The 19,900-nt window shown below is 53.4% G+C and carries 19 protein-coding genes; 8 read left to right on the plus strand and 11 right to left on the minus strand.

All coding sequences use genetic code 11. From position 1 onward, the window contains the following. Window positions 1-24: 24 nt before the first annotated feature. Window positions 25-1,587 (minus strand): TerC family protein, encoded by a 1,563-nt coding sequence (locus tag CUN67_RS11055; protein ID WP_208715345.1) that lies wholly within the window; start codon window positions 1,585-1,587, stop codon window positions 25-27. A gap of 510 nt (window positions 1,588-2,097) precedes the next feature. On the opposite strand from CUN67_RS11055, the gene manX reads away from it, so the two are divergent. The 4 genes from manX to CUN67_RS11075 all read left to right on the plus strand — a co-directional run bounded on the left by manX (window position 2,098) and on the right by CUN67_RS11075 (window position 5,328). Then, window positions 2,098-3,060, plus strand: a complete 963-nt coding sequence (manX, locus tag CUN67_RS11060; protein WP_208715346.1) for a PTS mannose transporter subunit IIAB — start codon at window positions 2,098-2,100, stop codon at window positions 3,058-3,060. Window positions 3,061-3,121: 61 nt separating this feature from the next. Beyond that, window positions 3,122-3,922, plus strand: coding sequence for a PTS mannose/fructose/sorbose transporter subunit IIC (locus CUN67_RS11065; RefSeq protein ID WP_084875295.1), 801 nt, complete (start codon window positions 3,122-3,124; stop codon window positions 3,920-3,922). Between the two features lie 15 nt (window positions 3,923-3,937). After that, on the plus strand, window positions 3,938-4,783 hold the full coding sequence (locus CUN67_RS11070; protein ID WP_013509404.1) for a PTS mannose transporter subunit IID: 846 nt from the start codon (window positions 3,938-3,940) through the stop codon (window positions 4,781-4,783). 86 nt (window positions 4,784-4,869) lie between these two features. Next, the gene (locus tag CUN67_RS11075) at window positions 4,870-5,328 is read left to right on the plus strand and encodes a DUF986 family protein (protein WP_208715347.1); all 459 of its coding nucleotides are present in this window, start codon (window positions 4,870-4,872) and stop codon (window positions 5,326-5,328) included. Here CUN67_RS11075 and rlmA read toward each other — a convergent pair. The 5 genes from rlmA to CUN67_RS11100 form a co-directional block, all read right to left on the minus strand. Then, complete coding sequence (gene rlmA, locus CUN67_RS11080; protein ID WP_208715348.1) at window positions 5,325-6,131, minus strand: 23S rRNA (guanine(745)-N(1))-methyltransferase; 807 nt, start codon at window positions 6,129-6,131, stop codon at window positions 5,325-5,327. The two genes, CUN67_RS11075 and rlmA, sit on opposite strands and share 4 nt — an antisense overlap. A 139-nt stretch (window positions 6,132-6,270) precedes the next feature. Continuing rightward, on the minus strand, window positions 6,271-6,480 hold the full coding sequence (gene cspE, locus CUN67_RS11085) for a transcription antiterminator/RNA stability regulator CspE (protein WP_001062678.1): 210 nt from the start codon (window positions 6,478-6,480) through the stop codon (window positions 6,271-6,273). A gap of 78 nt (window positions 6,481-6,558) precedes the next feature. After that, window positions 6,559-6,639 carry a DUF2627 domain-containing protein gene (locus CUN67_RS30670; RefSeq protein WP_139810977.1) on the minus strand — a complete coding sequence of 27 codons (81 nt, stop codon included), beginning with the start codon at window positions 6,637-6,639 and terminating at the stop codon, window positions 6,559-6,561. 529 nt (window positions 6,640-7,168) lie between these two features. Beyond that, window positions 7,169-8,179 (minus strand): MBL fold metallo-hydrolase, encoded by a 1,011-nt coding sequence (locus tag CUN67_RS11095; RefSeq protein WP_208715349.1) that lies wholly within the window; start codon window positions 8,177-8,179, stop codon window positions 7,169-7,171. A gap of 18 nt (window positions 8,180-8,197) precedes the next feature. Next, entirely contained in the window at window positions 8,198-8,467 is a 270-nt protein-coding gene (locus CUN67_RS11100) for a YebO family protein (protein ID WP_208715350.1), read from the minus strand. 219 nt (window positions 8,468-8,686) lie between these two features. Here CUN67_RS11100 and CUN67_RS11105 point away from each other — a divergent pair, with 219 nt between their 5' ends. Beyond that, window positions 8,687-8,923 (plus strand): YobH family protein, encoded by a 237-nt coding sequence (locus tag CUN67_RS11105; protein ID WP_084875306.1) that lies wholly within the window; start codon window positions 8,687-8,689, stop codon window positions 8,921-8,923. A 40-nt stretch (window positions 8,924-8,963) separates the two neighbouring features. On the opposite strand, the gene kdgR is transcribed toward CUN67_RS11105, so the two are convergent. Then, window positions 8,964-9,755, minus strand: coding sequence for a DNA-binding transcriptional regulator KdgR (kdgR, locus tag CUN67_RS11110; RefSeq protein WP_208715351.1), 792 nt, complete (start codon window positions 9,753-9,755; stop codon window positions 8,964-8,966). Window positions 9,756-9,945: 190 nt separating this feature from the next. Between kdgR and CUN67_RS11115 the strand changes: the two genes are divergently transcribed. After that, window positions 9,946-11,328 (plus strand): MFS transporter, encoded by a 1,383-nt coding sequence (locus CUN67_RS11115; protein ID WP_208715352.1) that lies wholly within the window; start codon window positions 9,946-9,948, stop codon window positions 11,326-11,328. A gap of 42 nt (window positions 11,329-11,370) precedes the next feature. Here the strand turns inward: CUN67_RS11115 and htpX are convergent, their stop codons facing one another. The 4 genes from htpX to CUN67_RS11135 all read right to left on the minus strand — a co-directional run bounded on the left by htpX (window position 11,371) and on the right by CUN67_RS11135 (window position 15,800). Next, window positions 11,371-12,252: a protease HtpX gene (htpX, locus tag CUN67_RS11120; RefSeq protein ID WP_021182993.1), complete on the minus strand. Its 882-nt coding sequence runs from the start codon at window positions 12,250-12,252 to the stop codon at window positions 11,371-11,373. 211 nt (window positions 12,253-12,463) lie between these two features. Next, window positions 12,464-14,503: a carboxy terminal-processing peptidase gene (gene prc / locus CUN67_RS11125; protein WP_208715353.1), complete on the minus strand. Its 2,040-nt coding sequence runs from the start codon at window positions 14,501-14,503 to the stop codon at window positions 12,464-12,466. Between the two features lie 19 nt (window positions 14,504-14,522). Continuing rightward, on the minus strand, window positions 14,523-15,203 hold the full coding sequence (gene proQ, locus CUN67_RS11130; protein WP_208715354.1) for an RNA chaperone ProQ: 681 nt from the start codon (window positions 15,201-15,203) through the stop codon (window positions 14,523-14,525). Window positions 15,204-15,299: 96 nt separating this feature from the next. Then, entirely contained in the window at window positions 15,300-15,800 is a 501-nt protein-coding gene (locus tag CUN67_RS11135; protein WP_084875316.1) for a GAF domain-containing protein, read from the minus strand. 217 nt (window positions 15,801-16,017) lie between these two features. Between CUN67_RS11135 and yebS the strand changes: the two genes are divergently transcribed. Together yebS and CUN67_RS11145 are read left to right on the plus strand one after the other, a co-directional pair. Continuing rightward, complete coding sequence (yebS, locus tag CUN67_RS11140) at window positions 16,018-17,262, plus strand: paraquat-inducible protein A (RefSeq protein WP_208715355.1); 1,245 nt, start codon at window positions 16,018-16,020, stop codon at window positions 17,260-17,262. After that, window positions 17,231-19,870, plus strand: coding sequence for a PqiB family protein (locus CUN67_RS11145; RefSeq protein WP_208715356.1), 2,640 nt, complete (start codon window positions 17,231-17,233; stop codon window positions 19,868-19,870). The genes yebS and CUN67_RS11145 overlap by 32 nt, the downstream gene beginning before the upstream one ends. Window positions 19,871-19,900 lie beyond the last annotated feature (30 nt).

Raw genomic sequence — 19,900 nt, forward strand, 5'->3', positions numbered from 1 at the left:
GGCACCCGCAGGTGCCGTTTGGTTTTATGCTTCTTCTTCCTCATCGTGCGGTCGATCGCGGGTCACACGAACCAAATCCACCCGATAATCTGTCGCTTCGATAATCTGGAAATGTAACGGCGGCAGATCAATCACCTCGCCCGGCACCGGCAGCTGGCCTTTCTGATCGATCAACAGACCCGCCAGTGACGCGTGGTCATCTTCTGCTTTCACCAGCTCATGATAATCAAGCAGCTGTTGCAGGGAGTGTAAATCGGTTCCCCCTTTCACCAGCCAGCCATCACCATCAACGATAATGTCCGGGGTTTCATCTTCGTCAGGGAATTCACCGGCAATCGCCTCAAGCACGTCAAGCGGGGTAATCAAACCCTGCACCACGCCGAATTCGTTGGTGACGATAACAAAGCTGCCCTTGGCACGACGCAGCACGCCTAACAGGTTGATCGGGTCCAGCGTTTCCGGCACCACAATCGGCGGCGTATTGGCAGCGAAAGTGGCCACATCCATGCCGTGCTCCAGCGCGACCAGCAATTCTTTGGCACGCACCACACCGATGATCTCATCCAGTTCACCGCGACACACCGGGAACAGGCTGTGCGGCGTATCCAGCAATTGAATGCGGATTTCGTCCAGCGGACGCTCCACATCCACCCAGGAGATTTCACCCCGTGGCGTCATGATGCTGCGAATCGAACGCTGTGCCAGCGTCAGCACGCCGTTGATCATATAGCGCTCTTCATCTTTAAAGGCTTCCTGCGGCAGAGCCTCCACCAGCGCTGACTCTTCGGTGCTGGCGGCTTGCTTACGCTGACGCCCGCCCATCAGACGCAGAATCGCTTCTGCGGTACGCTCACGCATCGGACGATGCGCCTGATGACGAATAAAGTTACGGCGCGCAATCTGGTTAAACAGCTCGATCAGAATCGAGAAGCCAATCGCGGCATACAGGTAACCTTTCGGAATATGGAAACCAAAGCCTTCTGCCATCAGCGACAGGCCGATCATCAACAGGAAGCTGAGGCACAGCACCACCACGGTGGGATGCGCGTTAACAAAACGCGTCAGCGGTTTCGAGGCCAGCAGCATCACACCCATGGCGATCACCACCGCCGTCATCATTATCGGCAGATGGTTCACCATTCCCACGGCGGTAATCACTGCATCCAGTGAGAACACCGCGTCGAGCACCACAATCTGCGTCACCACGGCCCAGAAACTGGCATAGCTACGATTGCCCTGATGTTCCAGATGGCGGTTCTCCAGCCGTTCGTGTAGTTCCATGGTTGCCTTGAACAACAGGAAGACACCACCCGCCAGCAGAATTAAATCGCGCCCGGAAAAGCTGAAATCGCCTACGCTGAATAGGGGTCGCGTCAATGTCACCATCCAGGAGATGAGTGACAGCAGGCCAAGTCGCATAACCAGGGCCAGCGACAGACCGATCAGACGCGCTTTATCGCGCTGCTTCGGTGGCAGTTTGTCCGCCAGAATCGCGATAAAAACCAGGTTATCGATGCCGAGAACAATCTCCAGCACGATCAGCGTCAGCAAACCCGCCCAGATTGAGGGGTCGAAGAGAAATTCCATCAATGACTCCTTACCAGGGAAATGGGTGCACGCGATCGGGCCTGCGCAATGAAGCGAGACAGCAGATCGTTAACGGATTGGATAACGCCGGAAGGCGTGAAAGCTTGCGCCAGCTGGCGCGGAGAAAGTGTGAAGCGACGTCGGTGACGGTCCATAAAGGTGAGCTAAAGCCCGGTACTCCTGAGGAATAAACAGAACGTTAATGTATCAGTTACATTTCTGGCGTCAAAAAATTTTCTTACATTTACAAACAGTAACAGCCTGAAAGAAGGAGAGATAAAAGCACAAATTAACCCCGTTACGCTCTCAATAACTGACAAACATCACATAAATTATTTTTTCACTCACTAAAATAAATCGCGACCTTATCGCTGTGCAGCGGAAAGTTTTGGCTTATTAATCGATGCTTTGCTTCATCCTGGCCTAAAACAATCCACATGAACTAACAACGGTAATTTTCATCGATTCCCGGCGAAGCCAGAGAATCTCTCATGCGAACGGAGGTAGCAAGTGACCATTGCTATTGTAATTGGTACACATGGCTGGGCGGCAGAACAACTGCTAAAAACAGCAGAAATGCTGTTGGGTGAGCAGGAAAATGTCGGATGGATTGATTTCGTTCCCGGCGAAAATGCAGAAACGCTAATAGAAAAGTATCAGGCGCGACTGGCCAATATGGACACCTCAAAAGGTGTACTGTTCCTGGTCGACACCTGGGGTGGCAGTCCCTTCAACGCGGCAAGCCGCATCGTGGTAGATAAACCGGATCATGATGTCATCGCCGGTGTCAACATTCCGATGCTGGTGGAAACCCTGATGGGACGGGATGACAATCCCTCACTGGAGGAGTTAATTCACATCGCGGTCGAAGCCGGTCGTGAAGGCGTGAAAGCGCTGAAAACCGAAACGGCTGAGCCCGCTCCTGCTGCACCGGCTGCCAAAGCCGCTGCGCAACCGCAAAAACCGCTGGCGCCTGGCGAGCATATGAAGATTGGTCTGGCGCGTATTGATGACCGTCTGATTCATGGCCAGGTCGCTACCCGCTGGACCAAAGAAACCAACGTCACACGCATCATTGTCGTCAGCGATGAAGTTGCCAACGACCACGTGCGTAAAACGCTGCTAACCCAGGTAGCACCTCCGGGTGTCACCGCGCATGTGGTGGATGTCGACAAAATGATTCGCGTCTGGAACAACCCGAAATATGGACGGGACCGCGTCATGCTGTTGTTCACCAACCCCACCGATGTGGAACGTATTGTTGAACAGGGCGTGGATATCAAATCCGTCAATATTGGCGGGATGGCGTTCCGTCAGGGCAAAACTCAGGTCAACAACGCGGTCTCCGTCGATGAAAAGGATATTGCCGCTTTCCGCAAACTCAATGACCGGGGTATTGAACTGGAAGTCCGCAAAGTTTCTAACGACCCGAAACTGAAAATGATGGACCTGATTGCGAAGGTAAATCCGTAATTCGCCATCTGCGCCTGCGTACGTGGGCGAAAATTCGTGACCTTTGCTTAGGAGAAATGCAATGGAGATAACCTCGCTACAAATCGTTTTGATTTTTATTGTGGCCTGTATCGCCGGGATGGGTTCGATTCTTGATGAGTTCCAGTTCCACCGTCCGTTGGTGGCCTGTACCCTGATTGGTGCGGTGCTCGGCGATATGAAAACCGGCATCATCATCGGTGGTACGCTCGAAATGATTGCACTCGGCTGGATGAACATCGGTGCCGCCGTGGCCCCCGATGCCGCCCTCGCCTCCATCATCTCAACCATTCTGGTTATTGCCGGTGGTCAGAGCGTCGGTGCCGGTATCGCGCTGGCGATTCCGCTGGCGGCAGCGGGCCAGGTGCTGACCATTATCGTTCGTACTATCACCGTCGCCTTCCAGCACGCTGCCGATAAAGCGGCGGAGAAAGGTAACCTGTCGGCGATTTCGTGGATTCACGTTTCTGCTCTGCTGTTGCAGGCGATGCGTATCGCGATTCCTGCGTTAATCGTCGCCATTTCCGTCGGCACCAGTGCGGTACACACCCTGCTGAGTTCGATTCCGGAAGTGGTAACCAATGGCCTCAACATCGCCGGTGGCATGATCGTGGTAGTTGGTTATGCGATGGTGATCAACATGATGCGCGCTGGCTACCTGATGCCGTTCTTCTACCTCGGCTTCGTGACTGCCGCCTTCACCAACTTCAACCTGGTGGCACTGGGCGTGATTGGTGTGGTAATGGCGGTTCTGTATATCCAGCTGGCACCGAAATATAACCGTGTTGCCGGTGCTGCTGCGGCCGGTCCTGCGCAAAACGACCTCGACAACGAACTCGATTAAGGAACAGGTGACATCATGGTTGATACAACTCAGTCTCAAAAGAAACTCACCCCCGGCGATGTCCGTGGTGTGTTCCTGCGCTCCAACCTGTTTCAGGGTTCGTGGAACTTTGAACGTATGCAGGCGCTGGGCTTCTGCTTCTCAATGGTGCCGGTGATTCGTCGTCTTTATCCGGAAAACAATGATGACCGTAAACAGGCCATCAAGCGCCACCTGGAGTTCTTCAATACCCATCCGTTCGTGGCAGCACCGGTACTTGGTGTCACCATGGCGATGGAAGAACAACGTGCCAATGGTGCAGCAATTGATGATGGTGCGATAAACGGTATCAAAGTCGGTCTGATGGGGCCGCTGGCCGGTGTGGGTGACCCGATTTTCTGGGGTACCGTGCGTCCGGTGTTTGCGGCGCTGGGTGCCGGGATCGCCATGAGCGGTAGCCTGCTTGGCCCACTGTTGTTTTTCCTCTTGTTCAATATCGCGCGTTTGCTCACCCGTTATTACGGCGTGGCTTACGGTTATCGTAAAGGGGTGGATATTGTCAGCGATATGGGCGGCGGCTTCCTGCAGAAACTGACGGAAGGGGCGTCGATTCTCGGCTTGTTTGTCATGGGGGCGTTGGTCAACAAGTGGACACATGTCAATGTGCCGCTGGTGGTTTCACGCATCACTGACCAGACCGGCAAAACCACCGTCACCACCGTTCAGTCAATTCTTGACCAGTTGATGCCCGGCCTGATTCCGTTGTTGTTAACCTTTGGCTGTATGTGGCTGCTTCGCCGCAAAGTTAACGCCCTGTGGATTATCGTCGGCTTCTTTGCCATTGGTATTTTCGGTTACTGGATCGGGTTGCTCGGACTGTAACACCCTCAGCCGGGAGCATTGCTCCCGGCTGCTTATTGACGTTACCTGAGCGCCAACGTTCAGGTAACTTCTGTTAAGGAATGATCATGTCACTGACTGACGCCCTGATTGTGCTGCTGATTGCGGGCTTGCTGTTATTCGCCATCTACGATGAAGCCATTCTGCCGCGACGTAATGGTCCAACCAAATTGCGGGTGGCACTGCGCCGCCGCCATAAAATCGATAGCGCGATCTTTATCGTGTTGTTAATGATTCTGCTGTGGAATAACGTCAGCCACCAGGGACCGCAACTGACCACCACCCTGCTGATGGTGTTGAGTTTTATGGCGATCTGGCTGTTCTGGCTGCGCAGTCCGAAACTGCTGATGAAAAACGACGGCCTGTTTTTCGCGGGCGTCTGGATTGACTATCGCCGCATTCAAAGTATGAATCTGTCCGAAGACGGCATCCTGGTGATGCAGCTGGAACAGCGCCGTCTGCTGATTGCAGTGAAACAACTCGACGATTTAGAACGAATCTACAACACGCTGGTGGAAGCGCGTTAATCGCGCTGCCAGAGCGTCAGGGTGAAATCAGCGTCACAACTGAACTCAGTCGCTTTTGCCAGCGTTTGCCACACTTCCTCACGCGCACGCCAGGCAAAAGGTGTCATTTGCAGCAAGGTGGTTGCCGCTTTGCCGCTCAGTGTCATGCCGTAAGCCAGGTTTTGCTGTTCAACCTGATGAAAACCGGCATAGGCCTTCTCCTCCGCCACATGCAGCTGCACCTCACGGTAAATTAACGCTTTAAATTGCTGCAAATGATGCGGGCCAGGGGTCACTGTCAGCAGATAGCCTCCCGGCTTGATCACCCGGCTTAGCTCGTCTTCATTACAGGGCGCATAGATGCGGACAATGGTGTCCAGCGAAGCATCGGCGAATGGCAGGCGTTGACTCGAAGCCACGCAAAACGTTATCGGCCGATAACGTTTTGCCGCCATGCGAATAGCCGCTTTCGCCACATCCAGGCCGTAGACCCGGGCTGACGGCAACGCTGCAGCCATTGCTGCGGTGTAGTAGCCCTCACCACAGCCAATATCCAGCAGTTGCGCTGAGGTACCCTGCAGACGTTGTGACAGCCATGAGGCAAGGTGATCGCGTAATGGCTGATAATATCCGGCATCGAGAAACTCACGTCGGGCTATCAACATTTCCGGGCTGTCACCCGGCTGGCGCGAGCCTTTATGCTGCACTGGCAGCAGATTGACGTACCCTTCTTTGGCCTGATCGAACTGATGACCGGCATCACAGCGGTAGCTGGAGGCCTGCAGCAGAAGTGGCTGGTGACAAAGCGGGCAAATCAAAGACATAGATAACTCCGGGTTAGCGATTCGCGGCGCAGTGTAACCTGGTCATCTGGTAACAGAAAGGATAAAGAAAAGCCCCGGTCACTGACCGGGACTTTAAGATTCGTTTCAGTGGTGCATGGCACCCAGCCTGGCGACGAAATCAGATTGCAGTGACGTTAACTGCTGCAGGGCCTTTCTGGCCATCCTGAATTTCGAATTCAACGTTTTGGCCTTCGGCCAGAGTTTTAAAACCATTGCCCTGGATTGCAGAGAAGTGTACGAACACATCTTTGCTACCGTCAGCAGGGGTGATAAAACCAAAACCTTTAGACTCGTTGAACCACTTAACCTGACCTTTAATTTTTGCCATTTTTGCAAATTCCTTAGAGTGTTTATATTGCCCGGAGGCAGACTTACAGAGAAACCAGAGACATTACTGCATGAGGCACTAATTTAAGGTTTCGGCAAGGAAGCGGTATTCAACGTCAACGTCTTTACTCGTAACTTCTTTACTGAAGATGCCATACATAAACAGAACTGTACCTCGTTTAACCCACGAGTCGTTATCACATATCCGCAAATTAATGGCAAGCCATTTTTAAAAGCTCATCGACTTGCCGCACATAATTGCTAGCCAGGGCACAGAGTTTGACTGTTTCGCTTCCGCCGCCGTTTACCGCTACTGCACAAAAAAAGGTTATTGATCAGTATGATTACAGCCAAAAATTGTTGTAGTCGAATTAGGATAAACTGTCCAATTCACCACTATTTAAACGGATAAACATACGCAAAAAATATTGCAAAAATATGGCATAGATAATGTAATCCACCAAAATGTTAACGTCTGACGCAACATATGTGCACCGAGCAAATCCTGTACAATCGTTTTTATTCAGTACAGCTTATTAATAGTTTTGCACCAAAATCAGGAAAATATAAACGTGCCTGCCCCAAATATATGCATAATTGCGATTTGGCAGTTATCTCATTTTTTTCTAACGTCACAACAATTAAATGTTAAAAAAACGCACCAGCGTACGGAGTTTAACAAAACGGGCTTAGGACAAATCCGAATCGATATTCAGCAAACTGCGGCTCTCACCTATTCTCCACGGTGAAAAATCGGTCCCCGTCTCTCCTGCAGTGCGTAGAGCCTGTACCAGCACCGCTGGGGGTTCATCCAGCGATTCATCTGCCAGTTCAAATACACCCCAGTGGATGGGGATGGTTACCGGCCGTCCGATTTGCTGCCATAGCTGTACCGCCTGATCCGGGTCCATATGCTGGCCGCGCATGAACCATTTTGGTGCGTAAGCGCCAATCGGCAGGGCCGCAAGGTTAAATGGCCCCAGCTTGTCGGCGATGGCCGCGAGGTTTTCGCTGTAACCACTGTCTCCCGAAAACCAGAAGTTAAGCGTGGCATTGCTCACCACCCAGCCACACCACAGGGAACGGTTACGGTCGAAGAAAGAACGCATGCTCCAGTGACGTGCCGGTACCGCTGAAAAGTGGATACCCGCCAGCTCAATGCTCTGCCACCAGTCAAGCTGGGTCACATGACGCACTCCCCGACGACGGCACCAGGCTTCCATACCGAGCGGGACCAGAAAATGCGCCTGAGGGAATTGTCGTGCGATGCGTTTCACCGTCGGACGATCCAGATGATCATAATGATTGTGCGAGATCAGCACGTAGTCGAGATGGGGTAACTGCGCAACGCTGAGCGGTGCCGGGGTTTTACGTTGCGGACCTGCAAACGGCAGCGGCGACGCACGTTGCGATAACGCCGGGTCAATCAGCACATAACGTTGATTCAGACGCAGGAGTAAAGCGGCATGGCCCAGCCACCAGATGCGATCGTCAGTACCGCTCAAATCAACCGGCTGGCACCAGTCATCAATAAATGCCGGATAACCCGCCTGCGGTGGCAGAGGTAGACCCTGCTCTTTGCGCTCACGCCGCCAGCGTTGCAAATCCCCAGGATGCCGTAACTCCTCTTCCGGGTTACGGAAGCCCTGCGGCGTGTGGTGCTCTTTTGCCGCATCATACCAGGGATTTTGCCAGGCCATTACCTCTCCACTCGATGATTACCGTTCCGGGATTAAGCGAATAAAATCGCGCTTTTCGCTCTCTTCTTCGCTTTTTGTTGCAGTGTCTGGCTGTGCGTCGGCCAGACGGCGCAGGAGCGCATTTTGTTTCTTTTGTTCTTCCAGTAGCGCTTCCAGCAATTGAATCTGTTCGCTGGCCCGCACGCTGGCCCGGTTGACAAAGAACCAGGCGATAAAGGCCACAACGATAATGATGGCCAGTACGCCATAGCTGAACAGCGGACTGGAATTTGCGGCTAACTCATTCATAACTGCCTCAGATTACTGATTAATGTCAAATACTCACTCAGCTGCTGATTCTACGCCTTGCGGCGGCAAAAGATAATGGGCACGAACGGAAAGCAGAATTTCCTGTGTGGCATCTTTCAGTTATCTCTGATCGATCTGGCGAGGAAAGCGAGGCATGCTGCTACTATAGAGATGGCAGCAACATCTGGACAGCTGCGTTATGTATCACATGGAGACAAAATGAAACTATTCATCCGGGCGATAGTGGTCATCGCCGTTATCTGGCTGGCAATGTTATTTACGGGCTATGGCGTGTTAACCGGCAGTAATAAAAACGCGGCCGGACTGGGTCTGCAATGCAGCTACCTGACTGCACGTGGCATGATCACTGCGCAGTATCTGCATACCGATAGCGGTATCGTCGGCGTGACAGACTGCCCGCTGCTGAAAAAGAGCGGTGAAGTGGTCGATAACTGATCAGTGAACGGGCTGGTCACAGCCCGTTTATCGCTTCGGTTTAAAAGGGATAGTCGTGATAGCCCATTTGCCCGGAGACAGCACGCGCAGCACGATGCAGCATGGCAACATACTCGTTTTTACCTTCTTCCGAGAAACGGATAGTCGGGAATGAGATGCTAAGTCCGGCAATAACCACCCCAAAGCGGTCAAACACGGGCACCGCAATGCAGCGCAATCCTTCTTCCTGCTCCTCGTTATCTTCACCAAAGCCCTGCACCTTCACCTGGTCAAGCACCTTAAGCAACGCCTCAGCGCTGACGATGGTATTGGCAGTGCTGCGTCGAAATTCAACTTCGCTGAGGATCTCCTGCACCTCACTGCGATCGCGCCACGCCAGCAATACTTTGCCGATTGCCGTGGTGTGCAGTGGATTACGGCGTCCAATCCGCGAATACATGCGCAGGTTGTAGAGCGAATCAATTTTGTGAATATAAACGATGCTGTCTTCTTCCAGCGCCCCAAGATGGATGGTCTCTTTGGTCAGACGTGACAGCTCACGCATCTGCACATCGGCACTGCGAATCAGGTCAACATTTTGCAGCGCCTTCGCCCCAAGCTCGAATAACTTAAGCGTCAGCGAGTATTTTTCCGTTTCACCTTCCTGTGCCACATAGCCCAGCGACTTCATAGTCTGTAAAAAGCGATAGACGGTGCTTTTTGACATCATCACGCGCTGAGACAGCTCGGTAATGCCATGATCGCGCTCTTCCCCCAGCGCCTGCAAAATACCAAACACCTTCATCACCGAAGAGACGGAATCAGGCTGTTTATCATTATCAGCGTTCGCCATCGCGTATCCTTTTTTGAGGTTGTTTCAAAAAAAACGGAACAGAAGCGCCAGTATATGCGTTTCAGGCCTCAGGCGGCAATGCACAGCACTAAGCGACACATTCACTGATACTTTTTGTCATGCAATACGATGCTTTCCGGCACAGAATTGATTAGCATGATGATATTCACTTACTTCACTTATTCCTTCTATGTCCGCAACCTCACTTCAGGATGGTTTACCCGTTCCACAACGTTATGGCGCCATCATTACTATTGCGCTGGGCATTATGATGGCGGTGCTGGATGGCGCGATTGCTAACGTCGCCTTGCCCACCATCTCACGCGAATTAAACGCCAGCCCGGCTGAATCAATATGGATTGTGAACGCCTATCAAATCGCCATCGTTATCTCGCTGCTTTCACTGTCGTTTCTCGGTGACATGCTCGGTTACCGTCGTGTCTATCAAGCCGGTCTGGCGTTGTTTATCGCGACATCGCTGTTCTGTGCGCTGTCGTCGTCACTGAATATGCTCACCGTTGCCCGTGTGCTGCAGGGATTCGGTGGAGCTGCGCTGATGAGTGTCAACACCGCGCTGATACGCATCATTTATCCACAACGGTTCCTTGGGCGCGGCATGGCGATCAACTCGTTGATCGTAGCCGTTTCCACCGCCGCTGGCCCGACGGTAGCAGCCGCTATTTTATCGGTCGCCAGCTGGAAATGGCTGTTCCTGATAAACGTACCGCTGGGGATTATTGCTTTGTGGCTGGCGTTACGTTTCCTGCCAGATAATCAGCAGAAAGCGAAGCAACAGAAATTTGACGTGGCAAGCGCCATCATGAACGCGCTGTTCTTTGGCCTGTTGATCTCGGCGCTGAGTGGTTTTGCCCAGGGACAAAGTCACTGGCTGACACTGGGTGAAGTCGTGGTGCTGCTGTTGGTGGGCGTGGTGTTTATTCGTCGTCAGTTAGCGATGCCGGTACCGCTGCTGCCGGTGGATCTGCTGCGCATTCCCATTTTTACCCTCTCTCTCGGTACCTCTATCTGTTCATTCTGCGCCCAGATGCTGGCGATGGTTTCGCTGCCCTTCTTCCTGCAAAACGTGCTGGGACGTGATGAAGTGGCTACCGGCCTGCTGTTGACTCCCTGGCCGCTGGCAACGATGGTAATGGCCCCGATTGCCGGTCGTCTGATTGAGAAGGTACATGCGGGTCTGCTGGGTGGGCTGGGGCTGGCGATGTTTGCGGCCGGTCTGTTTCTGCTGGCCCTGCTACCCGCGCAACCCGGCGATGCCGATATTATCTGGCGTATGATGCTGTGCGGTGCGGGTTTTGGCCTGTTCCAGTCGCCCAATAATCACACCATTATCTCCTCCGCGCCACGTAACCGCAGCGGGGGTGCCAGTGGTATGTTAGGGACCGCGCGTTTGCTGGGACAAAGCAGCGGCGCTGCACTGGTGGCGTTGATGTTCAACCTGTTCAGTGAGAGCGGCACTCATGCCTCGCTGATTCTGGCTGGTATCTTTTCTAGCGTAGCCGCGGTGGTGAGTATGGCGCGCATGACACAATCGCGTGAAGCTGCCGAGTCATAAAAACTAAGGGCGCCTGCTGAGGCGCCCTTTTCGTTGTTGCCATTACTTCAGATACGCACCGCTGCGTAACGCTTCGATACGCTTATCCAGCGGCGGATGCGACATAAACAGCTCGCTAAGCGATTTACCTTTACCATTGATACAGAAGGCCATCATGCTGCTCGGCTCCTGCGGTTCATAACTGGTTTTCAATCTCTGCAACGCGGCAATCATCTTCTCACGACCTACCAGCTTCGCTGACCCCGCATCGGCATGGAACTCACGATGACGCGAGAACCACATGGTGATGATGCTGGCGAGAATGCCGAATACCAGCTCCAGCACGGTGGCTACCGCAAAGTAGACCAGTGGGTTACCGTTACTGCTTTCTTCGCCATCGCGGTTGCCCGACAGAAAGCCGGACGCCACCTGGGCAATGATACGTGAAATAAAGATCACGAAGGTGTTCACGATGCCCTGAATCAGCGTCATGGTGACCATGTCGCCGTTAGCGATATGGCTGATTTCATGGGCCAGAACCGCTTCTGCTTCATCGCGACTCATGTTTTGTAACAGCCCGGTCGATACCGCCACCAGCGAGGCATCACGACGTGCGCCGGTCGCAAAGGCGTTGATATCGGGAGCGTGATAAATGGCAACCTGCGGCATAGCAATGCCGGCCTGCTGAGCCTGGCGGCCAACGGTATCCATCAGCCAGCGTTCCGTTTCGTTACGGGGTTGTTCAATCACTTCACCACCGACCGAACGCAACGCCATCCATTTAGACATCAGCAGTGAAACAAACGCACCGCCGAAGCCAAACAGACCTGCCATAATCATCAGACCCTGAACACTGCTTGACTGGATTCCTGTCAGACTGAGAATCAGTCCGAAAACCAACATCACCGCCAGGTTGGTGATCAGGAAAAGAGCAATACGCATCATAAACGTTAATCTTCCTCAGTTGTGCTCGCGCTTATACGCGGATATACATCCTAGGGTCATTACGCAGCATTTCAAGCAACCTTAATCTTTAAGTGTCTAAAAAGACATAACTTTACATTCAGTAATGTCTCTGCGCCTGGCAAACATTAAGCGGATTAAGGGATAAAAAAAAGCACCGCATTGAGCGGTGCTTGTGATTTGAGCGCAACGATTATTTACTGCCCGCGGCCTGCGGCTGGGATTTCTCCAGCTGCGCCAGGTCATTGGCAATTTTCACCGTTTCATCCAGATATGGATCCGGCTCTTTGTAATCCTTCGGCAGATCGTCGAGGCTCTTCAGCTGCGGTTTGCCTTCCGCCTGATAACGCGCGTTGATGCGTTCCAGACGCAGTGCATCTTCGTCATGGTTCTCTTTCTCGCGCTGGACAAGATTGAGTGACACGATATTGCGTTTATCTTTGGTCGCGTTGAAGCGCGCAATATCTTTCATGATGTACTGGAACTCACGATCTTTGGCGATGCGATCGTTATGCTCTTTGGTCAGCTCCGGCACCAGCGGCGTGATATCACCGGTTTTGGTGTACGTCGCGGCACTGACGCTATCCCACGGTAAGGCGTTATCTTCAAACTTCTCACCGGTCTCAGCCGCTTCTACGCCAGTCGGCATCAGCAGGTCCGGCGTGACGCCTTTACGCTGGGTACTGCCACCATTGATACGGTAGAACTTCTGAATGGTGTACTGAACAGAACCCAGAGCAGGCCATTCCGGACGCAGCATCTGATCATAGATACGATTCAGCGAACGGTATTGCTGCACGGTACCTTTACCGAAGGTCGGCTCACCGACGATCAGCGCGCGGCCATAATCCTGCATAGCGGCGGCAAAGATCTCAGACGCGGAAGCACTGAAGCGATCCACCAGCACCACTAATGGGCCTTTGTAGTACACAATGCCGTCATTATCGCTGTCCTGACGCACGCGACCATTGTTGTCACGCACCTGTACCACCGGACCGCTTGGAATAAACAGGCCTGAAAGCGATACCGCTTCAGTCAGTGCGCCGCCGCCGTTGGTACGCAGATCAATGACGATGCTGTCGACATTCTGCTTCTGCAGTTTCTGCAGCTGGACTTTCACATCATCCGTCAGGCCCACGTAGAAGCCCGGGATGTCCAGCACGCCGACTTTCTCTTTGCCGACGGTCTGCACTGTGCCTTTTACCGCGCGGTCTTCCAGACGGATCTTCTCACGCGTCAGGGTCACAATGCGGGTTTTGGTGCCTTTGCCAGCCGGCAGGATTTCCAGCCGCACTTTGCTGCCTTTCGGCCCTTTGATTTTGGCTACCACATCATCGAGACGCCAGCCGATGACATCTTCCATCGGTTTACCCGGTTGAGCCACACCGACAATACGATCGCCCACACTGATCGATTTACTCTTCGCCGCCGGGCCACCTGCCACCATCGAGTTGATCACCGTGTAGTCATCATCCATTTGCAGCACCGCACCGATGCCTTCCAGTGACAGGCTCATCTCGGTGTTGAATTGCTCGGTATTACGCGGGGAGAGATAGTTGGTATGCGGATCGATTTCGTGCGCAAAGGCGGTCATCGCCAGCTGGAACACGTCTTCACTGTTGCTCTGCGCCAGACGACGGATAGCAAAGTTATAACGTTTGGTCAGCGTGTCGCGAATCTCTTTGTCATCTTTACCGGTCAGCTTGAGGCTCAGTTCGTCAAATTTGACCTTCGCATCCCACAGCGCATTCAGCTCATCGGTGCTTTTCGGCCACGGTGATTTGCTGCGATCGATGTCGATGGTGTCGTTGCCGGTAAAGTTCATCGGGCGATTCAGCACGCTCAGCGCATACTGATAGCGCTCAAAGCGGCGTTTCTGCGCCAGATTATATAAATCATAAAAAACATCCAGCTTGCCGCTGCGCAGTTCATCACCCAATGTGGTCTTCTTATCGGCAAACTGCGCGATATCCGAAGCCAGCAGCACATTGTGGTTGTAGTCGAGCAGATTCAGGTAGCGATCAAAAATTTTCGCTGAAAAATCCTGATTCAGATCGAACTGGCGATAGTGCGAACGGGTAAAACGCGAGGTGACGCGTTCACTGACGGTGGGATGCTGTGGTTCTTCGTGTAACTGGGGAATCTGGTCTGCGCGGGTAATGTTATCCGCGGCAAAACTGGGGCCTGCCAGCAGCAGGCCCGCGATCATACCGATCTTAAAAATATTGTTCATGCCAGGGTCAGCCTCCGTTTCAGAACTGCAAATGTTCTGCGCGCACAATCATTGCCATGCCGGAAGCGAGCTGTACCCGAACGCCATCTTTAGTAATTTCAAGAATGGTTGCGTCCATCGCACTTTTGCCTGCTTTAACTTTAATATTCTGGCCGGGTTGCAAAGTTGAGGTATCAGTGATGGGTTTGGCTCGCGGTGGGCGTGGCGCAGCGTTACGTTCAGCAGAAGCCGCACGCGGTGCCTGCGGACGCGGTTTACGCGGTGCATCACCTTCAGCGGTTTTACGCGGAGCCGGTTTGCGCGGACGACGTTCGCCCGTCTCTTCACCTGCTTCACGCCTCTTCGCTTTTTGCTGCTCGCGCTGAACCTGAACACGGGCTTTCGCTTCTTCCAGCTGTTTGCGCGCATGTTCAACATGTTGCTCATCCAGCACGCCACAGGCGTTGCCGTCGAGATCAACACGGATGGCACCCGCTTTAATGCCGTAAAGGTAACGCCAGCTTGAGGTATAAAGACGTAAGGCCGAACGCAGTTGCGTCTTGCTCAGGCCCATATCGCCCTGAACACGCTCGACCAGATCCTGAAAGATACCGATTTTGAGCGGACGCGCTTCACCTTCGGCGCTAAAGCAGTGCGGAAAACGCTCCGCCAGAAAGGCGATCACTTCTTTACTGCTATTCAACTTAGGTTGATTTTCCATGAAATTTCCTGATTACAACGGGTTTGCCGACCAGAGCAGGCATGAACAGGCGACATTATAATGACAACATCGCCAAATGCTATGTGATCCAGTCGATTAGCTGCGCGTCAGTTGAAGAAATTTTTCAATGTCGCTGCCCGCCAGTACTTCACAAAGCCCGTCAGTAAGGGCCACCAGCCCCGCTTCATCCTCACTATCGAAGCGAGAATAAACCGTACTGTCGATGTCCAGCACACCGACTAACGTGCCATTCACTTTCAGAGGAATCACGATTTCCGCATTACTGGCGGCGTCACAGGCGATATGACCGGGGAAAGCGTGCACATCTTCCACGCGCTGCACTTTCTCTTCTGCAATCGCCGTGCCACAAACACCCTTGCCTACCGCAATACGCACACAGGCAATTTTGCCCTGGAAGGGACCCAGTACCAGCGTATTCGCTTCAGTCAGCAAATAAAAACCTGCCCAGTTCACGCCTTCCAGGCGTTCAAACAGTAACGCGCTGCAATTACCCAGCGCAGCGAGGAAAGAGGTTTCACCCGCCAGCAGCGCACGCGCATCGCGATTTAAATCCTCGTAAAAGGCTTTTTTGTTCATTGTTTAACCATAATTCGACGCAGCAACGCCGCGTGTGTCACTCAGTTGTTAAAATAAGCACTAATTATCCAGCGTCACAAGGTGAATCATTGTGTTAGTTACTATACCCTTAGCTTTCTGTGGATCGAACTTCATGTCACCACAGATGTCTCAGCCAGCAACCTGCTGCCTGACATGCCGGTAATTGTAACGAACGATGGGCCACTTGCGTCACTCTATGAAAATTCACGCTATCAGCCAGACGTTGCCCCACGCACGTTATCAGCGTTGTCCGCAATGCGATACCCTTTTTTCCTTACCGGATGTTAAATCGCATCAGGCTGCCTATTGCCCACGATGCCACGCACGTATTCAGAGTGGTTTTGACTGGTCAATGACGCGTCTGACGGCGATGGCGGTCACCATGCTGATGCTGATGCCGTTCGCTTTTACCCTGCCATTGGTCGATATCCGGCTACTGGGAATGCGTATTAATGCCAGCCTGCTGGAAGGGGTGGTGCAGATGACGCAGCAAGGCGATGTCATCACCGCCTCCATCGTGGCGTTTTGCACCATCGGCGCACCCATGACCCTGGTAGCAGGGATTAGCTATTTGGGTATCGGCCATGCACTGGGGATGAATCTGCGCCCGGTATTATTGATGCTGGAGAAGCTGAAAGAATGGGTGATGCTGGATATCTACCTGGTCGGCGTAGCGGTGGCTTCCATCAAAGTACAGGACTACGCCACGCTGGAAGTGGGTTATGGCATGGTGGCGTATATCGCGCTCACGGTGCTTAGCGTGCTGACACTCATTCACCTCAATGTCGAGCAACTGTGGGAACACTATTATCCGCAGTCAGTGCCCACCTCACCGCCTGAGCAATGGCAGGTGTGCCTGAACTGCCACCACACCGGTATGGCTGACGATCGCGGCCGCTGTACCCGCTGCCACACGCCGCTGGATTATCGCCGCCGCCACAGCTTGCAAAAATCCTGGGCATCGTTGATGGCTTCCATCGTACTGCTCATACCAGCCAATCTGCTGCCGATTTCCGTGGTGTATGTTAATGGGGCACGACGCGAGGACACCATTTTCTCCGGCATTCTCGGGCTGGCTTCCGGCAATATTCCGGTGGCGGCGGTGGTGTTTATCGCCAGTATCCTGGTGCCCTTTACCAAAGTGCTGGTGATGTTAACGCTGCTGCTCAGTATTCACTTCAAATGTGAACAGGGGCTGAAAACCCGTATCCGCTTGCTGCGCGCCGTGACCTGGGTTGGTCGCTGGTCGATGCTGGATCTGTTCGTCATTTCATTAACCATGTCGCTGGTCAATCGTGACCAGCTACTGGCATTTACCATGGGACCTGCCGCGCTCTATTTTGGCGCGGCAGTGATCCTGACCATTATGGCTGTAGAGTGGCTTGACAGCCGCCTGATCTGGGATGCACATGCAACAGGAAACGCCGACTACACCGACTAGCGCAAATCTGCGGAATAAACGCAAGATTTCGCCGTTCTGGTTACTGCCCATTATCGCCCTGCTGATTGCCGCATGGCTGTTATGGACCAATTATCAGGAACGCGGGACTATCATCACCATCAACTTCCAGACGGCGGACGGTATCGTGCCGGGGCGCACGCCTATTCGCTATCAGGGTGTGGAAGTGGGTACGGTGCAGGGTATCGTGCTGAGCGATGATTATCGCAGCATCCAGATTAAAGCCAGCATCAAGAGCGACATGCGTGATGCGCTGCGTGACAACACCCAGTTCTGGCTGGTGACGCCGAAAGCCTCGCTGGCCGGGGTCTCGGGGCTGGATGCTCTGGTGGGGGGTAACTACATCAGCATGATGCCGGGCAGTGGTAACCCGCAGGAACACTTCACGGCACTCGATACGCAACCGAAATACCGTGTCAATACCGGTGAGTTGCTGATCCATCTGCATGCTCCCGACCTTGGCTCGCTAAATACCGGTTCGCTGGTGTATTACCGCAAAATTCCGGTTGGCCGGGTCTATGACTACAGCATCAACAACAATACTGATGGCGTCACCATTGATGTGCTGATTGAGCGCCGCTTCATTAATCTGGTGAAAAAGCAGAGCCGGTTCTGGAACGTCTCTGGCGTGGACGCGGATGTCAGCCTGAGTGGGGCCAAAGTAAAACTGGAGAGTCTGGCGGCATTAGTGAATGGTGCCATTGCCTTTGACTCTCCTGACTCAGGCCAGCAGGCCGACACCGATGAAAACTACCAGCTCTATCCCGACCTGGCGCAAAGCCAGCGCGGGGTACAGATCAGCCTTGATCTGCCCAATGGCGATAACCTGAAAGCAGACAGCACGCCGTTGATGTATCAGGGCCTGGAAGTGGGCACCCTGACCAAACTGAATTTACTCCCTGGCGGTAAGGTGACCGGGATATTGACTGTCGATCCGTCTGTCGCCGGATTAATGCGCACTGGCACACGCATTGAAATGCGTTCACCGAAAATCAGCCTGACGGACACCAGTCTCAGCAGTTTGTTAACCGGCAATACCTTTGAATTGATCCCTGGTGAAGGCCAGGCGCAGGATCACTTCACCGTATTACCGGCCAGTGAATCTTTGCTGCAAAAACCGGATGTTCTGACACTGCAACTCAATGCGCCAGAAACCTATGGCATCGATGCCGGACAGCCGGTGATGCTCTACGGCATGAAGATAGGCCAGGTTATCTCGCGTGAGCTGGATGAAAAAGGTATCAGCTTTGTGGTGGCAATCAATCCTGAATATCGCCATCTGGTGCACGGTGACAGCAAATTTATCGTCAACAGTCGCATCGACGTGAAGTTCGGCCTTGATGGCATGCAGGTTTTGGGTGCCAGCGCTCGTGAATGGGTCGATGGGGGTATCCGTCTGGTTCCGGGGGCAAAAGGCAACCCGCAGATCCGTTACCCCTTGTATGGCGATGCTGAGCGCGCAGAAGAAGGGATTATTGGCGATCAGCCCCCTGCCACGCTGAAGCTGACAGCCAGCAGCCTGCCTGATGTTCAGACCGGTTCTGTGGTGCTGTATCGTAAATTCCAGGTGGGTGAAGTGGTCAATGTTGTGCCGCGCGCTGATGCCTTTGAAATATCAATCCATATCGAACCGCAATATCGCAAACTGCTCACCAGCGAAAGCGTGTTCTGGGCTGAGGGGGGTGCCAAGGTACAGTTGAATGGTAGCGGTCTGACCGTGCAGGCATCACCGTTGAATCGCGCGCTGAAAGGTGCCATCAGCTTCGATAACCTGAGCGGTGCGCAAGCGGCAAAAGGGGTGAAACGGGTACTTTATGCTTCGGAAACCGCCGCACGTGCCGTAGGCAGCCAGATTGCGCTGCATACCTATGATGCCAGCAAACTGTCAGCGGGCATGCCGATTCGTTATCTCGGTATCAACGTCGGCCAGGTCGAGTCGCTCTCACTTAGTGCCGACAACAACCAGGTGGTGGCAAAAGCCGTGCTGTATCCGGAATATGTGCAGGACTTTGCCCGTATCGGCAGCCGTTTCTCAGTGGTTTCTCCACAGATTTCTGCCGCTGGCGTGAACCATCTTGAGACGTTGCTGCAACCTTATGTCAACGTTGATCCGGGCAAAGGTGCTCAGGCTCGGACCTTTGAGTTGCAGGACAGCACCATTACCGATTCGCGTTATCTCAATGGTCTGACGATCTTTGTTGATGCGACAGAGGCCGGTTCGCTTTCGGTTGGTACACCGGTGCTGTTCCGTGGTGTGGAAGTGGGCACCGTCACCGGCACCTCGCTGGGGAATATGGCGGACCGCGTCCAGGTAGCGCTGCGTATCAGCAAGAAATATCAGCATCTGGTACGCAACAATTCGGTGTTCTGGCTGGCATCCGGCTATAACCTGAATTTCGGCCTGATTGGTGGCGTGGTGAAAACCGGCACCTTCCAGCAATTTATTCAGGGCGGGATTCAGTTTGCCACCCCGCCAACCGTGCCGCTGGCACCGCAGGCGGGTGCCAACAAACACTTCCTGTTGCAGGATGAAGCGCCAAAAGACTGGCGCAACTGGGGAACCGCGATTCCCGATCCCGCACAACCCTAAGCAAATCGGGCAGCCTGGCTGCCCGATTCT

It is taken from the genome of Pantoea cypripedii (assembly GCF_011395035.1).
In the GTDB taxonomy this organism is placed as follows: domain Bacteria; phylum Pseudomonadota; class Gammaproteobacteria; order Enterobacterales; family Enterobacteriaceae; genus Pantoea; species Pantoea cypripedii_A.